Source organism: Acinetobacter sp. 1424608 (genome assembly GCF_000588255.1).
GTDB lineage: Bacteria > Pseudomonadota > Gammaproteobacteria > Pseudomonadales > Moraxellaceae > Acinetobacter > Acinetobacter nosocomialis.
Genome location: NZ_JFXL01000003.1, coordinates 84,782 through 107,344, shown reverse-complemented (window position 1 = coordinate 107,344; position 22,563 = coordinate 84,782). Strand labels below are relative to the sequence as shown.

Sequence of the window (22,563 nt, the reverse complement as noted above, 5' to 3'; positions counted from 1 at the left end):
TTATTACTTCAACATTGGTTTCAAGAAACGACCCGTATGGGAAATCTTGACCTCAGCGACTTGTTCAGGTGTACCTTCAGCAATAATTTGCCCACCACCTGAGCCACCTTCAGGGCCTAAGTCCACAACCCAGTCCGCTGTTTTAATAACGTCAAGGTTATGTTCAATCACCACAATGGTATTACCCTTGTTACGTAGCTCATGCAAAATATCGAGTAACTTAGCAATATCATGGAAGTGCAGACCTGTTGTCGGTTCATCCAAGATATAAAGTGTTTTACCCGTATCACGTTTTGCTAACTCACGCGCCAGTTTTACACGTTGAGCTTCACCACCAGAGAGTGTAGTAGCCGCCTGACCTAAACGAATATAGCCTAAGCCAACCTGAGTTAAGGTTTCTAAGCGGCGGTGAATGACTGGAATAGCACTAAAGAACTCAGCAGCATCTTCAACCGTCATTTCTAAAACATCAGAAATGTTTTTGCCTTTATAACCGACTTCAAGTGTTTCACGGTTATAGCGTTTACCATGACAAGCATCGCAAGGTACATACATGTCTGGTAAGAAGTGCATTGCGACTTTAATCATGCCGTCGCCTTCGCATGCTTCGCAGCGTCCGCCTTTCACGTTAAACGAGAAACGACCTGCACTATAACCACGGGCTTTCGCCTCTGGAGTTTGAGCAAATAACTCACGGATTGGTGTAAATAGCCCTGTGTACGTTGCTGGGTTAGAACGTGGTGTACGTCCAATCGGGCTTTGGTCAATATCAACGACTTTATCAAGGTGTTGTAGACCATCAATCGAGTCGAACTTTTCAGCTGTTAAGGTTGTTGCACCATTAAGCTGTGTTGCAGCCAGTGGAAGTAACGTACGGTTAATCAGTGTTGATTTACCCGAACCTGAAACCCCAGTCACACAAGTCATAATGCCAAGTGGAATAGTCAAATCGACATTTTTTAAGTTATGGCCTGATGCACCTGAAAGCTTGATGAATTCATCTGGACGTGGCGATTGAGTACGTTTTTTTGGCACCTCAATTTTAAGCTTGCCTGAAAGGTATTGACCTGTAAGAGAGTCGGCATGTTTAGCCAGCTCCTCATAAGTTCCTTCAGCAATGACAACGCCACCATGTACCCCAGCACCCGGGCCGATATCAATAATATGGTCAGCTGCACGGATTGCATCTTCATCGTGTTCAACGACTAATACCGTGTTACCTAAATCACGTAAGCGAATTAGCGTTTGTAATAAACGATCATTATCGCGTTGATGGAGACCAATTGATGGTTCATCAAGGACATACATGACACCCATTAAACCTGCACCAATTTGCGAGGCTAAACGGATACGCTGAGCTTCACCACCCGATAGTGTTTCGGCAGAACGAGCCAGACTTAAATAGTTCAGACCAACACTCACCAAGAAGTGCAGACGCTCACGAATCTCTTTAAAGATTTTATCGGCAATTTCGCCTTTAGCACCTTCAAGATTTAAATCTTGATAATAGCTTTCTGCATCGCCAATCGACATGCGGGTAATGTCTGCAATGGTTTTATCTTTTACACGAACATGACGTGAAATTTCATTTAGACGTGAACCACCACATGCATCACATGCTGCATTAGATAAATACTGTGCTAAATCATCACGTACATAGTTACTTTCAGTTTCACGGTAGCGACGCTCAAGGTGTGGCAAAATTCCTTCAAAAGGTTGTACGCGTGTATGTTTGCGGCCGCGTTCATCGATATAACTTAAGTCGATTTTTTCTTTGCCAGTACCTTGTAGAAATTTCTTTTGCGTGTCTTTATCTAACTGGTTCCAAGGCGTATCAAGTTGAAAACCGAAGTGGTCGGCAACTTTTTGTAGCATTGAATAGTAATAAGGACGTTGACGATCCCAACCACGGATCGCACCTTCGCTAATCGCAAGATCAGGATTTGGAATCAGTTTCTCAGAACTAAAATGGCTACGTGTACCTAAGCCATCACAAACAGGGCAGGCACCGAACGGATTGTTAAATGAAAATAAACGTGGCTCAAGTTCAGCAACTGCGCGATCACACTCAGGGCATGAGTGTTTTGCAGAAAAAATGCGATCTGGGTGTTCGCCATTCATCCACGATAAAACTGCAATATCACCACCTAAACGTAGTGCGGTCTCAAATGATTCAGCAATACGGTTGCCTAAGTCATCACGTACTTTGAAGCGGTCAACAACGACTTCAATGGTATGTTTTTTCTTTTTGTCGAGTTCCGGTGGCGTATCAATATCAATAATTTCGCCATCTACACGGGCACGAACAAAACCTTGACCTTGCAGTTGTTCGAACAGGTTGCTGTATTCACCTTTACGCTCACGTACCACTGGGGCAAGCAACATAAGTGCTGTACCTTCCTCAAGCGTTTTTACCGCATCGACCATTTCAGAAACGGTTTGCGCAACCATAGGCAAGTCGTGTTCAGGGCAATAAGGCGTACCGACACGGGCATAAAGCAAACGTAAATAGTCATAAATTTCGGTAATGGTACCGACGGTTGAACGTGGGTTATGACTGGTAGACTTTTGCTCAATTGCAATCGCTGGTGATAAACCTTCAATCGAGTCAACTTCAGGTTTTTCCATTTGCGATAAAAACTGACGGGCATAGGCCGAAAGTGATTCGACGTAACGGCGCTGTCCTTCAGCATACAAGGTATCAAAGGCAAGAGAAGATTTTCCTGAACCTGATAGCCCCGTAATCACCACAAATTTGTCGCGTGGAATATCGAGAGACACATTTTTTAAGTTATGGGTACGTGCGCCTCGAATACGGATATGACTTTGGCTCATAAAACATCTCAATTATGTATTGATGAAAATTTAGGTGTTGTTTGATTAGTCACAGGGAGATATGGCTATTTATAAACAACAGACCCTATATGATAACGATTTAAAATTGTTCAAGTGCTACAAAATGATTTAAAGCGACAAATTGTGACGGTTAAACGACAATCGACAAAATTTGTTTAAATAAGCAGATTGTATTTTTAACATTCCTCACTCTACATTTCTACTCTTAGCCTATTTTCACAAGCAACATAATTTTACTAGACGACTGGTCTAATAGTTATTTATGATGAATGTATGAAACGATTAAACAAAAGCGAAACTACACGACAACACATTCTAGATACCAGCTTTGAGCTAGTACTACGTAAAGGGTTCGTCGGTGTTGGTTTGCAAGAAATCTTAAAGGCTTGTGACGTACCTAAAGGGTCGTTCTATCACTACTTTGCTTCGAAAGAGGCTTTCGGCTGTGCGTTGCTCGAGCAATACATGGCGGACTATAAAGTTCGTATGGAACAACTTTGGCAGCACAGTGAGCAAAGCGCCCATGCCCGTTTAATGGCCTTATGGCAGGCGTGGATTGATGATCCAGTAAATGGTAGCTGGGCTGAAAACTGTCTAATTGTGAAACTGGCAGCCGAGGTTTCGGACTTATCAGAAGATATGCGCCAGATTCTCAATGAAGGCGTACACAAACTAACGCAACGTTTGGCTTTGCTAATTAAAGAAGGTCAACAAGAAGGTTCAATTCCAAAACATATTGAGCCTTTAAAAACTGCGCAAGTCATGTATCAGTTATGGTTAGGTGCTGCTTTACTCACAAAACTGTCGCAAGACAAAGCACATTTATACCTAGCCTTAGAAACCACCCAACAACTCTTAAAACCGATAGAGGAATAAAGCATGCGAAGTATTATCCATCGTAATTTTGGCGAACCTGTAGACGTTTTAGAGCAGGCGGATATGCCAAAGCCAGAGCCGAAAGCAGGCGAAGTGCGTATTAAAACCATTATGTCTCCTATCCATAATCATGATGTATGGACAGTACGCGGAAGCTATGGCTATAAGCCAACTCTACCTGCGATTGGTGGTAGTGAAGGTGTTGGTATTGTTGATGCCTTGGGCGAAGGCGTTACTCATGTACAGGTAGGCCAGCGTATTGCTGTGGCAGCTGTGCATGGAAGTTGGGCTGAATACTTTATTGCACCAGCTCAAGGCCTTATTCCTTTAAATAATGAAATTGATGATGAAACAGCAGCGCAACTGATTGGTATGCCAATTAGTGCTCTCATGCTATTAGACTTTGTTAACGTTCAACCGGGTCAATGGTTAATCCAAAACACGGCAAATGGTGCAGTAGGTAAAACGGTTGCGATGATTGCACAGGCACGTGGTTTACCTGTGATTAATCTGGTTCGTCGTACTGATGCAATTGCCGAGATGCAAGCATTAGGCATCCAACATGTGGTTGCGACTGATCAGCCGAATTGGAAAGAGCAAGTTAAACAGATTCATGGTGACCAACCTCTTATTGCTGGTGTGGACTCGATTGGTGGTAGCGCAAGTGGTGAAATGCTGAATTTACTTAGTGAAAATAGCCTACTCGTTTCGTTTGGTAGTATGACTGGCGAAACCATGCAGATTTCATCGGGCGATTTGATTTTTAAACAAGCGACAGTAAAAGGTTTCTGGGCGAGTGTGGTCAATAAAGAAATGCCAGCCGCGCGTAAAAAGGAACTGATTGTTGAGCTGCTAACATTAGCGACTCAGAAAAAATTAATCTTGCCTGTAGAAGGTGTATTTAGTTTTGATGAGATTAAAACTGCCGCTCAAAAAGCAACGCAGGGTGCTCGTCAAGGCAAGGTATTACTAAAGCCGTAAAACATAAAAAAGATCAGTCGAGAGACTGATCTTTTTTCATATCTTTAAAATAAAAAGGAAAAACGTATGATCGGACAAATATTCATTGCGCTTATCGCAATATTACATGTCTATATTTTAGTGTTAGAGATGTTTTTGTGGGACAAACCTTATGGCATGAAAGCCTTTGGAAATAATGCCGAAAAAGCAAAACTCACCAAAGTCATGGCACAGAACCAAGGTCTTTATAATGGCTTTTTAGCAGCAGGTTTATTCTGGTCTTTATTGGCTGATGCGCCATTTGCCACATCAATTGCTAACTTCTTTTTAGGCTGTGTACTGATTGCGGGTATTTATGGTGGGCTGACTGCAAGTAAAAAGATTATTTATATTCAGGCAGTTCCTGCATTGATTGCATTAGCCGCTGTTAATTTTCTTTAAAAAGCGCAAAATACAGCGTTTTGAAATGGAAATGACCAAATAGGATCAGCGCATGTGGGCGTTATTTTTAAAGTGTATGTTGGGGGCTGGGGTTGTCCTTATTATTTCGATTTTATCGAAAAGTAAGGCATTTTATATTGCAGGTTTAGTCCCGCTTTTTCCTACCTTTGCTTTAATTGCTCATGTGATTGTTTTTCAGCAAAAAGGAGCCGAAGCGTTACAAAAAACGGCTCTGTTTGGTCTATGGTCACTTATTCCTTATGCCATTTATTTAGTTGCGGTTTACATGCTGGCAACACGCGTGTCGATGTGGTCGTGTCTGGGCTTGGCAACCTTATGTTGGGTGGTCGCTGCGGCAGGGTTAATTTATGGTTGGCAGTTGTTCCAAAGTTAAATGAAAGACTGACCATTTAACGAAGTAAATGGTCAGAGCCTCATCTTATTTTAGATCTGATCTAAACCTAACCATTGTCTTTGATGGTAGGCACTATCCCAAAATAACCATTCAAGTTTTGCACCCATTGTGTAAGCAGCATGCATTTTCTCTAAAGTATCTGCATCACAACGTGCAGCAACTTTGTCTATAGTGGCAATCACATTACGAACGGCGGTATGGAATTCTTCACCTGCGTAGGTATCAATCCATGCCTGATAAGGATTGTTCGGGACAGACTTATTCACAATGTCTTTACCGACTTCGGCATAAATCCAGAAGCAAGGTAAAAGTGCAGCAAGTACAACAGGGTAGCTTTCAGACCAAGCCGTTGCTGTTAAAAATGAAGTGTAATGATGGCCTGCCAAGGTCAGTGGTGTATTTTGAAATTCTTCTTTGGTGACACCAAAATTTTTCATAAAGTCATCATGCAAACTGCGCTCAACCACAATTGCAATTTTAGCTGCATCTGAAAACTGCATAATATCGTCAGCATCAAAGGCTTTTGCTGCTGCAACAGCCAGTACGCGACCATAGGCCACTAAGTATTGAGCATCTTGAATGACATAATGACAAAAAGCTTCTTTATCTAAAGTACCGTTAGCAAGTTCCTGATTAAAAGGCAGGTCGAGAATTTTTTGATATAAATTTAAATTACGTTGCCAGAGTTCTTGAGAAAAAAGCATAAAATCATTCCATTTAAAATAAGATAGCTAACCTCGATTTTAAATCAATTTTAAAATACAAAAATAATAATGATAGATATATCGCAAGAAAATATTTAATACGATTAACAAGTTAATTAAATATTATAAATTTCTTTATTAAACATGAAGATAAAGTAAAGGTAATAACGGCATAAAACAACATCGTTTTGTGGTTAATTATCGATATAATAGCCGTGGTTTTAAGAAAGATTACATTTAGTTCTTGGTATAGGTCTGATCCATGAAGCATTTCCGATTTTCGATATTTTTTACGGTGGTGTGTTTAGCACTCGCCGCTTACTGGGGTTTTACCCATGGACCTGAAGCTGGCGTGTCGACCATGTTTAAAGCTTTAACTATTACTGCAATTTTAGCTGTAATGGAGGTTTCATTATCTTTTGACAATGCTGTCGTAAATGCATCGGTACTTCGTGGATGGGATCATTTTTGGAAAATGATCTTTTTGACAGTCGGTATTCTCATCGCCGTTTTTGGTATGCGATTGATTTTCCCTGTCTTGATTGTTTCTATGACTGCCGACATGGGCTTTATTGAAGTTGCTAAAATGGCACTCAATGATCCAAAAACCTATTCTGAACGTTTAATGGCTCACCATGCGGAAATTTCTGCATTTGGTGGAACATTCTTATTGTTGGTTTTCTTAAACTTCTTCTTTGATGAAGAGAAAGAAACCCATTGGTTTAGATGGCTTGAAGTTAAATTATCTGACCTAGCCAATGTACCAGCAATGTCGGTTTTTATTGCACTCATCGCATTAATTGTAATGGCGGGCTATGTTGAAGATCATGAGCGTTTAGCTGTAACAATGGCTGGGGTTTGGGGCATTGTGGTTTACATTGGTGTACAAGTTCTTAGTCATTTATTGGGCGGCGAACCTGAAATTGATGAAGATGGTAATGCAGTCATGCAAGACGGTTCAGGCGCTGCTTCTGGTGTGATTAAAGCCGGTTTGGGTGGTTTCTTATACCTTGAAGTGTTAGATGCATCATTCAGTTTCGATGGTGTAATTGGTGCATTTGCCATTACCAGCGACGTTGTCGTGATTATGCTAGGTCTTGCAATTGGTGCAATGTTCGTTCGTTCAATGACGGTTTATCTTGTTGAAAAGGGCACATTAGACGCTTATGTGTTTTTAGAACATGGTGCACATTATGCGATTGGTGCATTGGCTTTCATTATGATTGCAAGTGGTACAGGTTTACATATACCAGAAGTCGTGACAGGCCTCATTGGTGTTGCATTTATTGCATGGGCAGTAATTGCATCTATCCAATATGCAAAACGTGAACAAGAATCGTCTTAAGCTAATTTTCAGTAAAGTTCGATAGAATAAAGAGGCTAAATGCCTCTTTATTTTTTTAAGCCGAAATCGTTATTTTAAATCATCTCTCCCGTATTTTTAGAAACGAATCGGCTTATAATTTGCCTAGTTTGATAACGTGTATTGATATGATGAATGCTTTGGAACGCCGCTCAACTTTTGCTTTAAGTAGTATTTTTGCACTACGCATGTTGGGTCTGTTCATGATTATTCCGGTTTTTTCTGTAGTCGGGCAGTCATATCAATATGCGACTCCAGCACTCATAGGTTTGGCTGTGGGTATATATGGCTTAAGTCAGGCTATTTTACAAATTCCTTTTAGCTTACTAGCTGACCGTTTTAGCCGTAAACCACTTGTAGTATTTGGTCTGCTACTCTTTGCTATTGGTGGAGCAATTGCGGGTTTATCAGACACCATCTATGGCGTAATTATTGGCCGTGCTATCGCTGGGGCGGGTGCAGTTTCGGCAGTGGTCATGGCGCTTTTAGCCGATGTGACACGTGAAGAGCAGCGTACTAAAGCCATGGCTGCCATGGGCATGAGTATTGGTCTGTCTTTTGTGGTGGCATTTAGTCTAGGGCCTTGGCTCACCAGTCTTGTTGGTATTTCTGGTTTGTTCTTTGTGACAACCATTATGGGCTTAATTGCGATTTTGATGTTATTGCTGGTGCCTAAAGTGCCCCGCCATCATCGTAATTATCAGCAAGGCTATATGGCACAGCTTAAACAAGTCATTCAAATGGGTGATTTAAACCGTTTACATGTGTCAGTTTTCGCATTGCATTTATTACTGACAGCCATGTTTATTTATGTGCCTTCACAGCTTATCGAGTTTGCGCATATTCCTTTGGCGAGCCATGGTTTAGTGTATTTGCCACTCTTGGTGATTAGTTTATTTTTTGCATTTCCGAGCATTATCATCGCTGAGAAATACCGCAAAATGCGCGGCATTTTCTTAACCGCAATTACAGGCATTATTGCAGGTTTACTATTACTGATATTTGGTTATCAGTCCAAATATGTCTTGCTTGCAGGCTTAGGTATTTTCTTTATCGCTTTTAATGTGATGGAAGCATTATTACCATCTTGGTTATCAAAGTCTGCTCCAATTCAGTCGAAAGCCACCGCTATGGGTGTAAATGCCAGTAGCCAGTTCTTAGGTGCTTTTTTTGGTGGCACACTAGGTGGTCAATTATTGATGTTACATAATACTGCGATTGGATGGAGTGTCTTAGCAGGGATTGCTATAATATGGCTGCTAATTAGTTTTGGTTTAGCTCAGCCGCGGTATTTGTCATCGATTGTGTTGCCATTGCCGCAAGTGCAACAGGTGAATGAGTGGACCACACAGCTATTGGCAATTCGTGGTATTGAAGAAGTTGTGGTGATGCCTGACCAGCAAGTTGCTTATATTAAAGTCGATAAACAGTCTCTTGATGATGCTGCACGACGTGATTTAACGCAGTTGTTTGGTAAAGAGGTAGCCATTTAAGCATAACTCTTATAAAGTAAAACATAGAAATGAATAGGATGAAGACAGCTAATGCGTGGTGTAAATAAGGTTATTTTGGTTGGTACTTTGGGTCGTGATCCTGAAACAAAAACTTTTCCAAATGGGGGCTCGTTAACCCAGTTTTCAATCGCGACAAGTGAAGTTTGGACCGATAAAACGTCAGGTGAACGTAAAGAACAAACAGAATGGCACCGTATTGTTTTGCATAACCGTTTAGGGGAAATTGCTCAGCAGTTTTTACGTAAAGGTTCTAAGGTTTATATCGAAGGTTCATTACGTACGCGTCAGTGGACAGACCAAAATGGTCAGGAACGTTACACTACAGAAATCCGTGGCGACCAGATGCAAATGTTAGATGCTCGTCAACAAGGTGAACAAGGTTTCGCTGGCGGTAATGATTTTAACCAACCACGTTTTAACGCACCTCAACAAGGTGGCGGTTATCAAAATAACAACCAAGGTGGCGGCTACGGTCAAAACAATGGCGGTGGTTATGGTGGCCAAGGTGGTTTCGGTAATGGTGGCAACAGCCCGCAAGGTGGTGGTTTTGCTCCTAAAGCGCCGCAACAACCAGCGTCTGCACCAGCTGATTTAGACGACGATTTACCGTTCTGAGATACACTAGAGATATAGTTTTGTAAATTTTATAAAATTATTCTTTATTAATAGATGGTTATGAAGGAAATTTACAGATACTAGAAATGGTTCTGTAAATTTTTTTACTTCTAATTTATTATATTTAATACTTAGACTTTTTGTTAAATTTAACCATGATGTTTGTTAAAAGATTTGTAATGAGTAGTGGTGAGCGATTTGCTGTTCTTTTGGATAGCAATGGTGTTCCTATGACTTACCCAAATTTATATACGATCATTCATTTAAGAAATCGTGGTCAATCAATCAATACAATTTCAGCTCTTTTAGAAGATATTAAGTTGCTTATCCAGTTGTTAGATAATTTAGGAATTGACTTGGAACAAAGGGTAAAAAGTAAAGATTTTTTGAAATTAAATGAAATCGAAACTATAGCAAATTTAGCTAGTTTCAGTCGTAGTCGATTAGATGGAATGGCTTCAAATAAAAAAATTATAAATTTTCGCAAAAGTAATAACAGAGAGCGATCTAGAGCAAAACTGGTTGTTACTCAGGATTATGTGTCCAAACAATTAATATATAGGCGTTTAACTAATTTTGCTGAATATATTGGATGGTTAGAGACGTATTTTCATTCATCAGCAATAACAAGTACAAAACGTTTTTTAACATCTCGTAGACCTCAAAAGTCCATGGATACTCAGTCTGAATATAAGTCCTTTGATAGTGAGCAATTACATAAAATTTTAAAGGCAGTTGATCCTAATACTCAGAATCGCATTTGGGTTTCAGATTACATTAATTATAGAAATGAGCTGATTATCTATTTATTTTTATATCTTGGATGCCGTAAAGGTGAATTATTGAATTTAAAAATTACAGATATAACATCTCATCAAGATGGCACTGTATATCTTACTATAAGACGTAATGCTCACGATGAGAGTGATTCTAGATTGTATCAACCATTGGTTAAAACTAGAAGTAGGTCAATTGCAGTTAATCAAAACCTAAAGAAGAAATTAGAAACTTATATTTTAAGTTATAGATCAACCGTGTCGAATGCAGAACTTACGGACTATTTGATCTTATCACACAAAGCACAGCCACTCTCGATCACTGCTCTAGATAAAATTTTCTCTCAAATTTCGAGAACCGTTTTATTTAATGTACATGCACATGCATTTAGACATACTTGGAATGATAAATTTTCTGAGAAATCGCAAAATCTAGTGTCATCAGGTAGAACTACTGAATCTCAAGTTGAAAATGATCGTGCTTATCTGATGGGTTGGATACCAAATTCTCAAAGTGCGAGAAGATATTCTAGACGTGCAGAAAATAAAAGAGCTATAGAAGTTGGTTTAATTATCCAAGAAAAATTTGAGGATGGAAATGAATAAATCACTTCTAGTCGATAGTTTCGATAAATCAAAAAATACCTTTATCTCATTCAAAGGATATGAATTTCATATTTTTGATAACAAATGGTTTTTAGATATTAATGCAACTTTAAACTTAAATTATGTAAACTTCTTGAAAGAAGATGTGAAATACGATGTTCTATTAACTCTAAGTAATTTTGCTCAGTATTCCTCAAGTTTTCATACTGCTAATATGAATAAATATATTGCAAAGTATGTTGAGATTACACAGCAAGATCATTTCTCAGTTGAAGGCCTTTTAAATTATAAAAATTTTTATTCGTCAAAAAAAGATGAGTACAAAGTAGCAATGCTACGAGTTTTTTTGAAAAAACTATATGATTTGGGTTATTCCTCAGTAGATGATGAAATTTACGATTTAATGGATTCATGGAGATTAAGTGGCAATGAAAAAGGAGCAGCAGTTCTTTCCCTTGATCCAGATGAAGGCCCATTTAGTCCATTTGAATTTCAAGCAATTATCACTAGAACCAACGAATATTTAGCAGAAAAAAAGATTTCTTATTATGAGGCTGCTTTAATTCGTATTTTCTGTGCGACTGGTAGACGACCAATCCAAATTGCTGGATTAAAGGTTAAAGACCTATACATGACTGATAAGTATAATTTTAGTGATAAAAAAGAAGTTCATATACTTAATATCCCAAAAGCTAAAGTTAGAGGCGCTAGTGGCTTCCGATTTACTTTTAGTGAAGTAGGAATTCGTGAAAGTATTGCGAAAATTTTATTTGAGCATATTCAAATTCTAAAGCAGAGACTAACTAAACAGATAAAGCGAGAGTTATCTGAACAGGAGCTTGCAGAGCTACCCCTATTCTATGATTTTGAGAAATTAACTAATCTGGATTGGGGAAATCAAAATGAAATTTTAGAAATTTTGACAAATGAAATCATTCATATGCCGACCAATGAATTAACCCAGTTATTAAAAGGGGCGGTAAGCAAGCTTGGTATCCGCTCTAGGGAAACTGGTCAACCAATATACATTAATGCATATCGGTTTCGTTACACGCTTGGAACAAATGCTGCTCGCCAGAAAGCAGGCGTAAATGTCATTGCAAAGCTGTTAGATCATCATGACACCCAGAATGCCCATTGCTATGTACAAAGTGTTCCTGAAATTGCACAACAAATTTCATCCATCATGGATGAAAGCTTACGCAAATATGCAGATGCTTTTCAGGGAAAAGTTGTAAAGGATGAGATTGAGGCTCAATCACAAATTAAAGATGCTAATCGAATTTCTTGTGTAGAACAGAATTGTGATGTCGGCTCATGTGGTACACATCAATACTGTAACGATTATGCACCAATCGCATGTTATCTGTGTAGCAAGTTTATGCCTTGGGCAAATGCCCCTCATCATCTAGTTCTAGAGCAATTAATTAAAGAACGAGATGATCTAATTACGATGGGTTGTAGTCTTGAAGTCGCTGCCGTGAATGACCGAACAATTATTGCCGTTCAGCAAGTTATTGATGCTTGTAAGGAGTTCAATCATGGATAATTTAATATATTTTCCATCTGACAAAATCCAATCTCCTTACTCCGAAATAAAGCGGTTTATTGATTTTGTTAAACAGTTATCAGAATTAAATGAAGATATTAGATTTGATGAGAATTATTGGAAAGGCGAAGTAAACTTTATCAAAACTGGTATTTCATCCAAAGATAGATTACCAGAAAATCTGTTGCATCATTCAATTCTGGAGTTTGCTAAGGCGTATGTTAAGTATCAAAGAATTAATAGCAAGTTAAAAACCCAAGATACAATTCTTTCAATTCGGGCAATAGAACAAATATGCTTAGATCGATATGGTGAAGTGGATTTATCTAAATTAGTTATTGCTGATTTTGATTTAGCGGCTGAGAATGCAAAGAAAAGTTATAAAGCAAGTTCTGCTTATCATGTGGGAAGACAATTAAAGATTCTCTTGGATTTTATTCGCCAATTAAAAATAGTGAATTTACCAGAGTGGAAAAATCCAATTAAAAAGCCTGCTGATAAGGTAATTCTGCTAGATAAAGAGTCAGAAGAATATAGATCATCTAAGCTTCCAGATGAAGATGCTATTTTTGCATTGGCTGATATTTTCTCACGAAAAGATTCAGAGTTGTCAAATAGAGATATTTTTGTCACCAGTGCTGTGAGTTTGCTTCTAGCTGCGCCTGAACGTGCATCAGAGCTGTTTTTCTTAAAGCATAATTGTATCTACGAGGAAGAAGTCCCAAGGCGTTCTAAGAGCAGTTTAGAGCTTGCAGAAGATGGTTCGAATATTGAGAAAGTATTAGGTATTAGATGGTATGCACAGAAAAATTATGGGTATGATATTAAATATATTCCGAGTGTCATGATTCCAACGGTTAAACGGGCTATTGAACGTTTGATTAAGATATCAGAACAGCCTAGACATTTAGCATATTTGCTTGAGACAAGCGATAAGTTTCCGAGACATAAGTTCTGTCCTAAAGTGCCTGATGATCAATTATTAAAACGTAGTGAAGTATTGTCGGCAATGGGATTTGATGTGTCGCTATATGATGAGACTAGTAAAGAAAAAAATAGTGGCAAAAGTTTTTTAATAACTCGTGAGATTCCTATTAGTGATTACGCAGTCTGCCTGAATGATTTAAATATTATTCTGCGTAATAGACTGCCTCAGGGCTTTCCTTATATACCTTTTAGAACTGGTAATGGAGTTCAGATTAAGTGGTCAGAAGCTCTATTTGCATCTTTTCATAATCAATTTCATTCAAATAAGATAACTATCTTTTCAGAATTATGGATTCCAACAATTAATAACTTAAATGAAGATTTATCGCCCACAAGAAGAAATTTAAAAGGAAAACGCCAATTATGTAATATGAAATCTATTTTTCAGCGGTGGGGACATGGTAATTATAGTATGACAACTCATCAATTCCGACATTTATTGAATACCATAGCAAATACGAATGGAATGGATAGCTTGTTACTTGCTAAATGGTCGGGACGAGCTGATATGAAGCAAAATCGAGTATATGACCATACCACGGTTGAAGATCGTAATTATGGCTTAATTGAGATGCAGAAAAATGAGGTCGGTAGCGTAGATGCTGATAGTACGTTTACATTCCAAATTGCTATACCTCGTACCCTACAGGAGTTAAATACCAAAACTACGTTGTCCATGCATACTACTGAGTTTGGGCTTTGTACACATTCTTATATTGATGAACCCTGCCTAAAGTATAGAAACTGTCTCAACTGTACCGAACATGTATGTATCAAAGGTGATGCAGAAAAGAAAAAGCGGCTTCAAGATCGACTAAAAAAAGAAAAAATCCTACGAGTCAAGGATAAGGAGGCAGTTAGTAAGAATGTTACTGGTGCAACAGTCTGGCTGGAGATGAGAGAATTAACGATTAAACGTTGTGAACAGATGATTGCACTATTGAACGATCCAAACATTCCTGATGGTACACCTTTGAGCCTCCCTCCTTTTGAAGATGTGACGCATCTTGATTTGGCATATCAAAAAGCAGGTCATAAGCGTCTTCCTACTATTGAGAATACCCAACGTAAAAAGCATAAAGAGCAGCAAGTTTTGCATGACTCTTTATCGTTGGATTTATGGAGTTAAAATGGCACAGCATCTAACAGACCAGAATGTACAAGATATTGTTGAAATTCTGGATTATTGGTCACCAAATGAAAAGTTAACGTGGGAACGATTATGCAAAGCGATTGAAGTGCAACTAGAACTTATACCTGCACCAACTCGTCAAACATTACAGAAATTTGCAAGAATTAAGACCGCTTATGATCTAGGAAAAAAATCTCCAACAGCTTTAAGAATATTGAAATCAAAACAGCAAAAGCTTCCTGCAAGCTTGAAAATTGCTCAAGCTAGAATTGAGAGTTTGGAAGCCAAGAATGCCAGATTGGAAAAAGAAAACGCTATGTTGTTGGAACAGTTTGTAGTGTGGCAATACAATGCTCATAAGTATGGGCTAAGTATTGCTAAATTGAATGAGCCGATGAACAAAAAAAGTTCAGATTGATTTTAAAAAGTAAATTATTACACCGCTTACAAGTGGTACCTGAACCAAATCTTACAAAAATACGATAAATATCATCAGTAGCCATATTTATTGCTCTTTTGCTTCTTCAAACACACCTTTGGGGTTTAAAAGCATCTGTTTGATCGGTTGACCAGTTAACTGAGCAATATACAAAAGATCACAAGTCATTTGTTGCCCTAACTGTTCACGCCGAGCAGCTTCAATGATTTTCTGCATGTTTTGAAATTCTTCAAAGCTCAAAACAACAGCTTCGGGCATATTGTCCGTACAAACAAAAACAGGTTTATGGCTATCTTTGATACATTGAACAATTTTGCTCCAAGATTTGCGAATGTCAGTCGCAGAAACAATTGCACCGTTTATAAAAGTTAATTTGTCCATATCTAAGACCTTATAGTATAGAGTAATAAAATTATATTATTTTTGCTATGCAGTACAGTTTAACCATATTTCAAATATTCGCTAAGCATTAGGGATGTAAATTAATTCTTGATGGCCGACTTGGAATAGATATAGGTATTAGAGTGTGTACATGAGTCAGTGATAGGATTATATAGGGAATATGCAAGTATTTTAAAAATTAAATATAGTGCTTTACGCTAAAGTATTAGTTGAAATGAACATATAAAGTTGCTTGATGGAAAATAATTTCTTAGAATTAAATTCATAGAGATTTATAATTTTTTTGGATAATCAAAATATTATGGGATTGCATAACATAGAAGATAAATTTGAAATTTATTCAAGTGATACTCAAGCGGGAAGAGTAAGCCTAATAGAATACATGGATGGTGATGAAGTCAAAAGGGTGAAAAAATGGGAATTAAAAAATGGAAAAAGTGATGCCTTAAGAGATATGTGGCTTCATGAAATTAGACAAATCTTAAAAATACAGAACTATCCGAAAGCTAATAATTATTTAGAATTATTACAAAGTGCACATTATGATGATAAAGCTTTTTATATCTACTATGAAGATGCAAATACTTCAAGAGTTTTATCTGAATATTTAAAAAGTAAAGTAAACTTTATAAATCATGATATTAGGCAAATATCAAGAAATAAACATTGGTTACATCAAACAAGCTTAAAGTCCAATCATAATAGGATAATATTCTGGAAAAATATACTAAGAATATCAAGAGCTATACAAATATTACATGATCAAAATATTATTCATCGGAATATTACTCTTGAAAGTATAATTTATGATTTAAGTGCGCAGAATGATTCGGAGCGTTTTAAACTTTCGGGTTTTGAATGGACCTTATGTTTGTATCAATTCAAAAAACAAGAACCATTACTATTTGGGAAAGAGCTTTCTCCATTTGCAAGTTTTAGATCGGATTGGTTGGAATTAGGATATCTTATTTGTAAACTATTATATATCGGTATTGATAAGGTTGAGGAAAGTTACCTTATTAGTAAAGAGAAAAATTTTATAAATCTTTTAATAAATAATCAGTCGAATGAAAATCTTTTTAGCATAGGAAGAGTTGAAACTATTATAGCTTCAATAATTAAAGAATTGTCCTCCTTAGATAAAAGTATAACAAAAAATAAAGATTATATATTATTACTTCAATTTGAAAATGAAAATTCTAAAGATAAAATTATCAGAGAACATATAATAAGTGAGTTTAATTATGAGCCAAGTAAAGATGAAATTTTAACTTTTGTAAGAAATGATTTAAATTTAAAAAACTTGATCGTTTATAGATGTAATAATAACAATAATTTTTATTTAATAGTTGGAAAAAAACTAATATATCAAGTAGGTAAGTTTAGATTCTTTGCAAATGAGGAAGAAAATTTTACATGGGATTATGCATATATAGAAAATGTTTTTCCGGTACTTCCTCATTTCGTAAAAGATGATAGGCTAGAAGTTTTTGTAAATATAAAGGTTGAAGTGGGAAATGGTTTCTACTCAAGAAGAGCAAATTTTGAGAATGCAGAGTCATGGATAAATATTATTGAACTTTTCGCTAGTAAAGAGAAATATTCAGATAATTTAAATGAACTCTATCAAGGACTATTATTTACATATGCTGTTGAGGTTGGTTTATATAAATCTAATTTATTTCAAGTCAGATCTGAAAGTATAAAAGATAGTAAATCAGGTTATATAGATATACTCATAAAATTAAATGAAGATACTAATAATAAAATCTTATCTAAGAAACTGAAAATTAAACCATACCAAGATAGATTTAAAGATCTGATTAAGGATGAAAAGATTCAAAAATGGATCTTAGTGAAAAATAAAAAAGATCAAACTATAGATGATCTATCAACACCGATTGAGCTGGAATTTATAAAAATCGACTATAGTACGAAGGCTTATATATTTCGGGCTAAAAATTCTTATAATCTTAAAAATATTTTGTCAGGTTCAATGACTCTTATGGCTGGAGATATTCATGGTGATAAAGTAAACTTTAAAAGAAAAAGTAAGGCATTAGTAAAACTTATAGATCAAACTCTTCTAGTTAATAGTCTTGTAAATCCTATTAATAGTCTTACTAAAATCAATTATACACATGAGTTTCATAATTCTTTTGAAGAGCTTGACTATATAAAGAAAGAAATATTTAAAAGAATATTGGAAACACAACCAAATTTTCTAGTTCAAGGACCACCTGGGGTTGGAAAAACATATCTTGTTACTGCATTAATTAATCAAATTTTTAAAGATGAAGCATATAGTAAAATATTATTAACTGCCCAAAGTCATTCAACAGTTAGTGTTCTATATAATGAAGTTAGTAAACTTAAATTTGAAAAGGAATTAATTATAATTGATGCTTTTAATAATAAAAAAGTCAATCAGGAGGATGAGGATCTTAAAATTAGACAGCGTGTAACTAAACCTTATATTAATGATTTTAAGAATAGTCAAATGTTTAAGCATGGTATAGAAAAATACTCTGATGAAATTAATGAAAAATTAAATAATTTTATAAATGAAAGTGGTGATTGGGGAAGCTTTTTTGAACAAATTTTAAAGTCTGCTAATATTTTATTTACTACTTCAAATTCTAAAATCGTTGAAAATCTATTAGATAATAACCTACAGTTCGATTTTACTATTCTTGAAGAAGCAGGCAAGTCATCTGGATTAGAAATTATTAGTCCACTAATGCTATCACATAGAAGAATATTAATTGGTGATCATATGCAACTTCCTCCCTTCTTAGAAAGATCCATAAATAAAATTTTGAATTCTGATACTTCAAATATTAGAAACGTTGTTGATGAAATTAGAAATGGTGAATTTAAATTTCCTTTATTTAATCAGATATTAGGTGATATTAATCAAGATCAAGATGTGATTGGAGATTTAAAATTAAAGCTTCAAAAAAATTCTAGAGACTATTTTAGCTTATTCAAGTTTCTTTCAATAAAAGCTGAAGAATTAAATAATAGAAATCAACCCAGCTTTGGTAAAAGAATAAGTATGCAGCATAGAATGCACCCTGATATTGCAAATATTGTTTCAAAAACTATTTATAATTCTGAATTAAGTACATATCATGAGGTCCAATCTAAATTTTTGGAACCTACTCCTTTTTATTTTGAATATTCAAGTGAGTTCGATCTATCCAATAGTACTAAAGGTGTTGTCTGGTTAGATGTACCATATAAAAATGATCATCAAAAATTAGAGGGACAATTTGATAAAGATTATATAAATTTGCAAGAGGTAAATATAATAAAGGTAATTTTTTCAGTTTTAAAAAAGAATAACGATATTGAAAAATATAAAGAAAAGAACTTAACTATTCAAATTTTAAGTCCATATTTGAAACAAGTGAATTTTATTAATGCAAGGATTCCTAAAAATATATTACCTGAAGGTTTTGAATTAAAAAATTCTGATGAAATTTGTAAGTCTGTTGATTCTTTTCAAGGGGATGAGGCTGATATAATTATTGTAAGTTTGGTAAGACATAATAATGCTCCCACTATTAGAGAAAGTTTAGGCTTTTTACTTGATCAAAGAAGGATGAATGTATTGTTAAGTAGGGCTAAATTTAAATTAATAATTGTTGGAACTTTTGGGTTATTTAAAAGTTGGGCTGATAATATTGAATATACAGAATCAGAAGTACAAGAAAAGTTATCTACTGATACCAGTCTTGAAGATAAAAAATTTATTAAAAGATTTAGTAATTTATTAAACAGTTTTCGTCCAGCTTATTGTGATTTTGTAAGCATGGAAGATTTTTTAAGTAATAAAGGGAATTAATAATGGGAACTAAAAGATATTATGATTTAAAAATAGCTGTTCCTTTTTTTTATGGGAAGAACAAATTTACTATTACAAGGAAATCTGAATGGTCGGTATTAGATTTATTATTTTTAAGAAAAATTGTTGAATTACCAATATCAATGGAAAAATTAGAAAACTATTCTAATCTAAAACGCCAAATAGTGATTCAAATTGTTCTTCCTTTTGTCTCAAATAATTGGGTTGAAATTTTACCTGTTGAAAATACGTATGTGTTTTCGATTACTGCGTTAGGTCAATATATTTCTGAATTTGATAGTATTCCTCAGTTTTCTGAATCTTATTTTAGAACTAGAGATTATGTATTTGATCCTGTTGGTGGTAGATATTATGGATTACTTAAAAACAATCCATTAAAGGTTGAATCTTATTTAAGAATTCAAGAATTAATGAAAGATGGTGTTAGAATTAAAGTTATGAATATTTCTAATAAATCATATATTCCTAATACAGAAGAGATCAAAAAGTGTGTGGCTTATTTTGATGAACATATTGAAGATATAGAATTTATTAATGGGAATATTTCACTAAATGAAACTAGATATATTTTATTAGATACTGTTTTAGATACAAAGAAAAAAAGTATTGAATTTAATGAAGATTATTCTAATGTTTTAACTGTTGAGTTATTAAATGCAGTAAAGCATAAGTTTAATTTTTTAGTTGATCAAGTTCTTGAAGATTTAGAAAATAATAAAGAGAAAAATATTATTTCTAGTGCTGATTCAAATATAAATCAGTTTATTTTGAACTCTAAAGAGCCATTGTTAAATTTTTACAAGATTCCTGCCGAAAATATTAAAACTATATATGGTGGACTTGATCATAGGCAATCTTTATTAAATTTAATAAGAAATTCTACTAAATATTTAATAATTCACTCTACATTTATATCTGAACGTGCATTATATAATAAGAATTTAGATAAATGGTCAGAGATTACTTTAGAATTGAAGGCAGCGCTTAAAAGAGGAGTAGAAATTACAATTTTATTTGGTAAAGATAAGCCAGATCCTGATGATTTGGCGGAAGATGAGGATGAAAAAGTCAAGAATAGACTAGTTAAATCATTAGATGAAATTTATAAGATTGAAAAATTATTTGATAAATTTAATGAAGAATGTATTTTAGAAAATATCACACCTCTACAATTAAACGACCATAAAAAAACAGGTTCCCATTCTAAATATATAATTACTCATCATTCTGAATGGGGGCCAACCGTTCTGATAGGTTCATGTAATTTTTTCTATAGTAATTTCGATAGATTTGAAGCTTCTGTAATAATTAACAGTAATCAAATAGTGCATGACTTTCTAAAGATATCAAGTATTTTGTGTAGTGCTAAGGACTTTCATTCTAACGATTTATATAACTATTTTTCTGATTTAGCAAAAGAAACTTTATTAAGAAATAAAGAGTTTGATAGTAGTTCTAGGTTTGTTAATTTAGCAATTGTTTTTAAAAATCAGCATTATAGTTTAATTGACAAAGCTAAAGTAAATGCCAGAAAATTAATTCTGATCACAAGTGATAAGCTAAGCAATATTTCCAGAAAGCCAGTTTTTGAGGCTATTAAAAATAATCAAAATGCTAAAAAGACTGTATTCTTTTCAGAGAAATCTGAAATCTTTACTCATAAAGATGAGTTGGAATTAAGGAAATTACTTAAACAGGCAGAATATAAAATTGATATCCAGTTACATACTCCTAAGACTAATCCTCGAAAAAAAAATCATTCTAAGGTTTTAGCTTGGGATAAAGATGATATTGTTATTACTAGCCTTAATTGGTTGTCATCTAATGCTTCGCCTAATAATGCAGCAGATCCTTACCATGAAATTGGTATTTATATTCAGGCGGACAATATAGCCGAAGATTTCCAAATAGCTTTTCAAGATTCATTAAAATAATATTTATTTAAATGAAATTATAGCTAAGAAATTTATTTATGTGTTTATGGAGCAGATTTTCATCTGCTTATAGGTTGACTCACGTGTAGATGAAAGTATTGGGTTAAAAGGGCTTTGTTGCACAAACCTATCTCTAAAGGCTTATTCCACAATATAATTTTCAAATGAATAAGTCGACACCTAAAATTTATCGCACAATCAATTGGTCTTCATATAACCGAGCTCTCATTAATCGTGGAAATATTGCCATTTGGTTTGATCCTGCTACGCAATGGTATGCCCCATCAAAAGGCAAACAAGGACGAAATCAAACTTACTCCGACGCAGCTATCCAATGCTGCCTAATGATTAAATCTCTCTTTCGATTGTCTTTACGCATGGTCACTGGCTTTGTTCAAAGTCTCATCCATCTTTGTGGGTTAAATTGGATAGCGCCAGACTACACTACAATTTGTAGACGACAACAGCATATTGATATTGTGATTAGCTATCAAAAAAGTTGTGATGGACTGTATCTAATCGTTGACTCTACAGGTCTGAAATTCTTAGGTGAGGGTGAATGGAAGCGTAAAAAACATCAGCCTGAATATCGTCGCCAATGGCGTAAATTACATATGGGTATAGATGCTAAAACCTTACAAATACGCGCTGTTCAGCTCACAACCAACAATGTGAGTGATTCACAGGTACTTGGTGATTTACTCGATCAGATTCCACAAGATGAGAGAGTTGACTCCGTCTATACCGATGGAGCTTATGATACCAAACAGTGCCGACAGGTCATTGCGGATCGGCAAGCACATGCAGTGATTCCACCAAGAAAAAATGCGAAGCCATGGAAAGATAAAAAGATGGGCTCGCTAGAACGCAATGAGTTGCTTCGAACAGTTAAATGTTTAGGAAGAACTATTTGGAAGAAATGGTCAGGCTATCATCGGCGAAGTTTGGTTGAAACCAAGATGCATTGCATCAAATTATTAGGGGATAAACTCAGTGCGAGAAATTTTCAAAGCCAAGTCAATGAGATTCATGCACGTATGGCAGTATTAAATAAATTTACGGACTTAGGCAGACCACATACCCGAGTTGTCACTTAAATTTGAGTAGATATGAGAAGTCTTAA

The 22,563-nt window shown here is 35.4% G+C and carries 17 protein-coding genes; 14 read left to right on the top strand and 3 right to left on the bottom strand.

The window, feature by feature from the left end; translation table 11 throughout:
- Positions 1-3 precede the first annotated feature (3 nt).
- Positions 4-2,835 carry an excinuclease ABC subunit UvrA gene (uvrA, locus tag J678_RS08625; RefSeq protein ID WP_031955596.1) on the bottom strand — a complete coding sequence of 944 codons (2,832 nt, stop codon included), beginning with the start codon at positions 2,833-2,835 and terminating at the stop codon, positions 4-6.
- Between the two features lie 294 nt (positions 2,836-3,129).
- Between uvrA and J678_RS08620 the strand changes: the two genes are divergently transcribed.
- The 4 genes from J678_RS08620 to J678_RS08605 all read left to right on the top strand — a co-directional run bounded on the left by J678_RS08620 (position 3,130) and on the right by J678_RS08605 (position 5,527).
- Positions 3,130-3,732, top strand: coding sequence for a TetR/AcrR family transcriptional regulator (locus tag J678_RS08620; RefSeq protein ID WP_032027256.1), 603 nt, complete (start codon positions 3,130-3,132; stop codon positions 3,730-3,732).
- A 3-nt stretch (positions 3,733-3,735) separates the two neighbouring features.
- Positions 3,736-4,713, top strand: coding sequence for a zinc-binding dehydrogenase (locus tag J678_RS08615; protein ID WP_017393053.1), 978 nt, complete (start codon positions 3,736-3,738; stop codon positions 4,711-4,713).
- A 66-nt stretch (positions 4,714-4,779) separates the two neighbouring features.
- Positions 4,780-5,133 carry a DUF1304 domain-containing protein gene (locus J678_RS08610; protein ID WP_000580161.1) on the top strand — a complete coding sequence of 118 codons (354 nt, stop codon included), beginning with the start codon at positions 4,780-4,782 and terminating at the stop codon, positions 5,131-5,133.
- Between the two features lie 52 nt (positions 5,134-5,185).
- Positions 5,186-5,527 (top strand): GlpM family protein, encoded by a 342-nt coding sequence (locus tag J678_RS08605; protein WP_002053924.1) that lies wholly within the window; start codon positions 5,186-5,188, stop codon positions 5,525-5,527.
- Between the two features lie 50 nt (positions 5,528-5,577).
- On the opposite strand, the gene tenA is transcribed toward J678_RS08605, so the two are convergent.
- The gene (gene tenA, locus J678_RS08600) at positions 5,578-6,252 is read right to left on the bottom strand and encodes a thiaminase II (protein ID WP_023188069.1); all 675 of its coding nucleotides are present in this window, start codon (positions 6,250-6,252) and stop codon (positions 5,578-5,580) included.
- A gap of 262 nt (positions 6,253-6,514) precedes the next feature.
- Here tenA and J678_RS08595 point away from each other — a divergent pair, with 262 nt between their 5' ends.
- The 7 genes from J678_RS08595 (at position 6,515) to J678_RS08565 (ending at position 15,212) form a co-directional block, all read left to right on the top strand.
- Positions 6,515-7,597 carry a DUF475 domain-containing protein gene (locus J678_RS08595; protein ID WP_002054048.1) on the top strand — a complete coding sequence of 361 codons (1,083 nt, stop codon included), beginning with the start codon at positions 6,515-6,517 and terminating at the stop codon, positions 7,595-7,597.
- A gap of 146 nt (positions 7,598-7,743) precedes the next feature.
- Complete coding sequence (locus J678_RS08590) at positions 7,744-9,108, top strand: MFS transporter (protein ID WP_032027255.1); 1,365 nt, start codon at positions 7,744-7,746, stop codon at positions 9,106-9,108.
- 51 nt (positions 9,109-9,159) lie between these two features.
- Positions 9,160-9,744 (top strand): single-stranded DNA-binding protein, encoded by a 585-nt coding sequence (ssb, locus tag J678_RS08585; protein WP_002053972.1) that lies wholly within the window; start codon positions 9,160-9,162, stop codon positions 9,742-9,744.
- 155 nt (positions 9,745-9,899) lie between these two features.
- On the top strand, positions 9,900-11,126 hold the full coding sequence (locus tag J678_RS08580; RefSeq protein ID WP_023188070.1) for a site-specific integrase: 1,227 nt from the start codon (positions 9,900-9,902) through the stop codon (positions 11,124-11,126).
- The gene (locus tag J678_RS08575) at positions 11,119-12,675 is read left to right on the top strand and encodes a site-specific integrase (protein ID WP_031944189.1); all 1,557 of its coding nucleotides are present in this window, start codon (positions 11,119-11,121) and stop codon (positions 12,673-12,675) included. Before J678_RS08580 ends, J678_RS08575 begins: the two co-directional genes overlap by 8 nt.
- The gene (locus J678_RS08570; RefSeq protein WP_031955598.1) at positions 12,668-14,791 is read left to right on the top strand and encodes an integrase; all 2,124 of its coding nucleotides are present in this window, start codon (positions 12,668-12,670) and stop codon (positions 14,789-14,791) included. Before J678_RS08575 ends, J678_RS08570 begins: the two co-directional genes overlap by 8 nt.
- 1 nt (position 14,792) lies before the next feature.
- Positions 14,793-15,212 carry a hypothetical protein gene (locus J678_RS08565; RefSeq protein WP_031944190.1) on the top strand — a complete coding sequence of 140 codons (420 nt, stop codon included), beginning with the start codon at positions 14,793-14,795 and terminating at the stop codon, positions 15,210-15,212.
- Between the two features lie 87 nt (positions 15,213-15,299).
- On the opposite strand, the gene J678_RS08560 is transcribed toward J678_RS08565, so the two are convergent.
- Complete coding sequence (locus J678_RS08560) at positions 15,300-15,614, bottom strand: type II toxin-antitoxin system Phd/YefM family antitoxin (RefSeq protein WP_023188076.1); 315 nt, start codon at positions 15,612-15,614, stop codon at positions 15,300-15,302.
- 304 nt (positions 15,615-15,918) lie between these two features.
- Here J678_RS08560 and J678_RS08555 point away from each other — a divergent pair, with 304 nt between their 5' ends.
- The 3 genes from J678_RS08555 to J678_RS08545 all read left to right on the top strand — a co-directional run bounded on the left by J678_RS08555 (position 15,919) and on the right by J678_RS08545 (position 22,537).
- Entirely contained in the window at positions 15,919-19,485 is a 3,567-nt protein-coding gene (locus J678_RS08555) for an AAA domain-containing protein (RefSeq protein ID WP_228130764.1), read from the top strand.
- A gap of 2 nt (positions 19,486-19,487) precedes the next feature.
- Positions 19,488-21,440, top strand: a complete 1,953-nt coding sequence (locus J678_RS08550) for a phospholipase D-like domain-containing protein (protein WP_031955602.1) — start codon at positions 19,488-19,490, stop codon at positions 21,438-21,440.
- A 164-nt stretch (positions 21,441-21,604) separates the two neighbouring features.
- The gene (locus J678_RS08545) at positions 21,605-22,537 is read left to right on the top strand and encodes an IS5-like element ISAba13 family transposase (RefSeq protein WP_031955603.1); all 933 of its coding nucleotides are present in this window, start codon (positions 21,605-21,607) and stop codon (positions 22,535-22,537) included.
- The last annotated feature ends 26 nt before the right edge of the window (positions 22,538-22,563 follow it).

What these genes read in the sequence shown, in the direction of transcription:
- J678_RS08560 (WP_023188076.1), bottom strand. Translation starts at nt 15,614, where the DNA reads ATGGACAAATTAACTTTTATAAACGGTGCAATTGTTTCTGCGACTGAC.
- J678_RS08620 (WP_032027256.1), top strand. Translation starts at nt 3,130, where the DNA reads ATGAAACGATTAAACAAAAGCGAAACTACACGACAACACATTCTAGAT.
- ssb (WP_002053972.1), top strand. Translation starts at nt 9,160, where the DNA reads ATGCGTGGTGTAAATAAGGTTATTTTGGTTGGTACTTTGGGTCGTGAT.
- tenA (WP_023188069.1), bottom strand. Translation starts at nt 6,252, where the DNA reads ATGCTTTTTTCTCAAGAACTCTGGCAACGTAATTTAAATTTATATCAA.
- J678_RS08610 (WP_000580161.1), top strand. Translation starts at nt 4,780, where the DNA reads ATGATCGGACAAATATTCATTGCGCTTATCGCAATATTACATGTCTAT.
- uvrA (WP_031955596.1), bottom strand. Translation starts at nt 2,835, where the DNA reads ATGAGCCAAAGTCATATCCGTATTCGAGGCGCACGTACCCATAACTTA.
- J678_RS08580 (WP_023188070.1), top strand. Translation starts at nt 9,900, where the DNA reads ATGATGTTTGTTAAAAGATTTGTAATGAGTAGTGGTGAGCGATTTGCT.
- J678_RS08545 (WP_031955603.1), top strand. Translation starts at nt 21,605, where the DNA reads ATGAATAAGTCGACACCTAAAATTTATCGCACAATCAATTGGTCTTCA.
- J678_RS08605 (WP_002053924.1), top strand. Translation starts at nt 5,186, where the DNA reads ATGTGGGCGTTATTTTTAAAGTGTATGTTGGGGGCTGGGGTTGTCCTT.
- J678_RS08550 (WP_031955602.1), top strand. Translation starts at nt 19,488, where the DNA reads ATGGGAACTAAAAGATATTATGATTTAAAAATAGCTGTTCCTTTTTTT.
- J678_RS08590 (WP_032027255.1), top strand. Translation starts at nt 7,744, where the DNA reads ATGATGAATGCTTTGGAACGCCGCTCAACTTTTGCTTTAAGTAGTATT.
- J678_RS08615 (WP_017393053.1), top strand. Translation starts at nt 3,736, where the DNA reads ATGCGAAGTATTATCCATCGTAATTTTGGCGAACCTGTAGACGTTTTA.
- J678_RS08595 (WP_002054048.1), top strand. Translation starts at nt 6,515, where the DNA reads ATGAAGCATTTCCGATTTTCGATATTTTTTACGGTGGTGTGTTTAGCA.
- J678_RS08565 (WP_031944190.1), top strand. Translation starts at nt 14,793, where the DNA reads ATGGCACAGCATCTAACAGACCAGAATGTACAAGATATTGTTGAAATT.
- J678_RS08575 (WP_031944189.1), top strand. Translation starts at nt 11,119, where the DNA reads ATGAATAAATCACTTCTAGTCGATAGTTTCGATAAATCAAAAAATACC.
- J678_RS08570 (WP_031955598.1), top strand. Translation starts at nt 12,668, where the DNA reads ATGGATAATTTAATATATTTTCCATCTGACAAAATCCAATCTCCTTAC.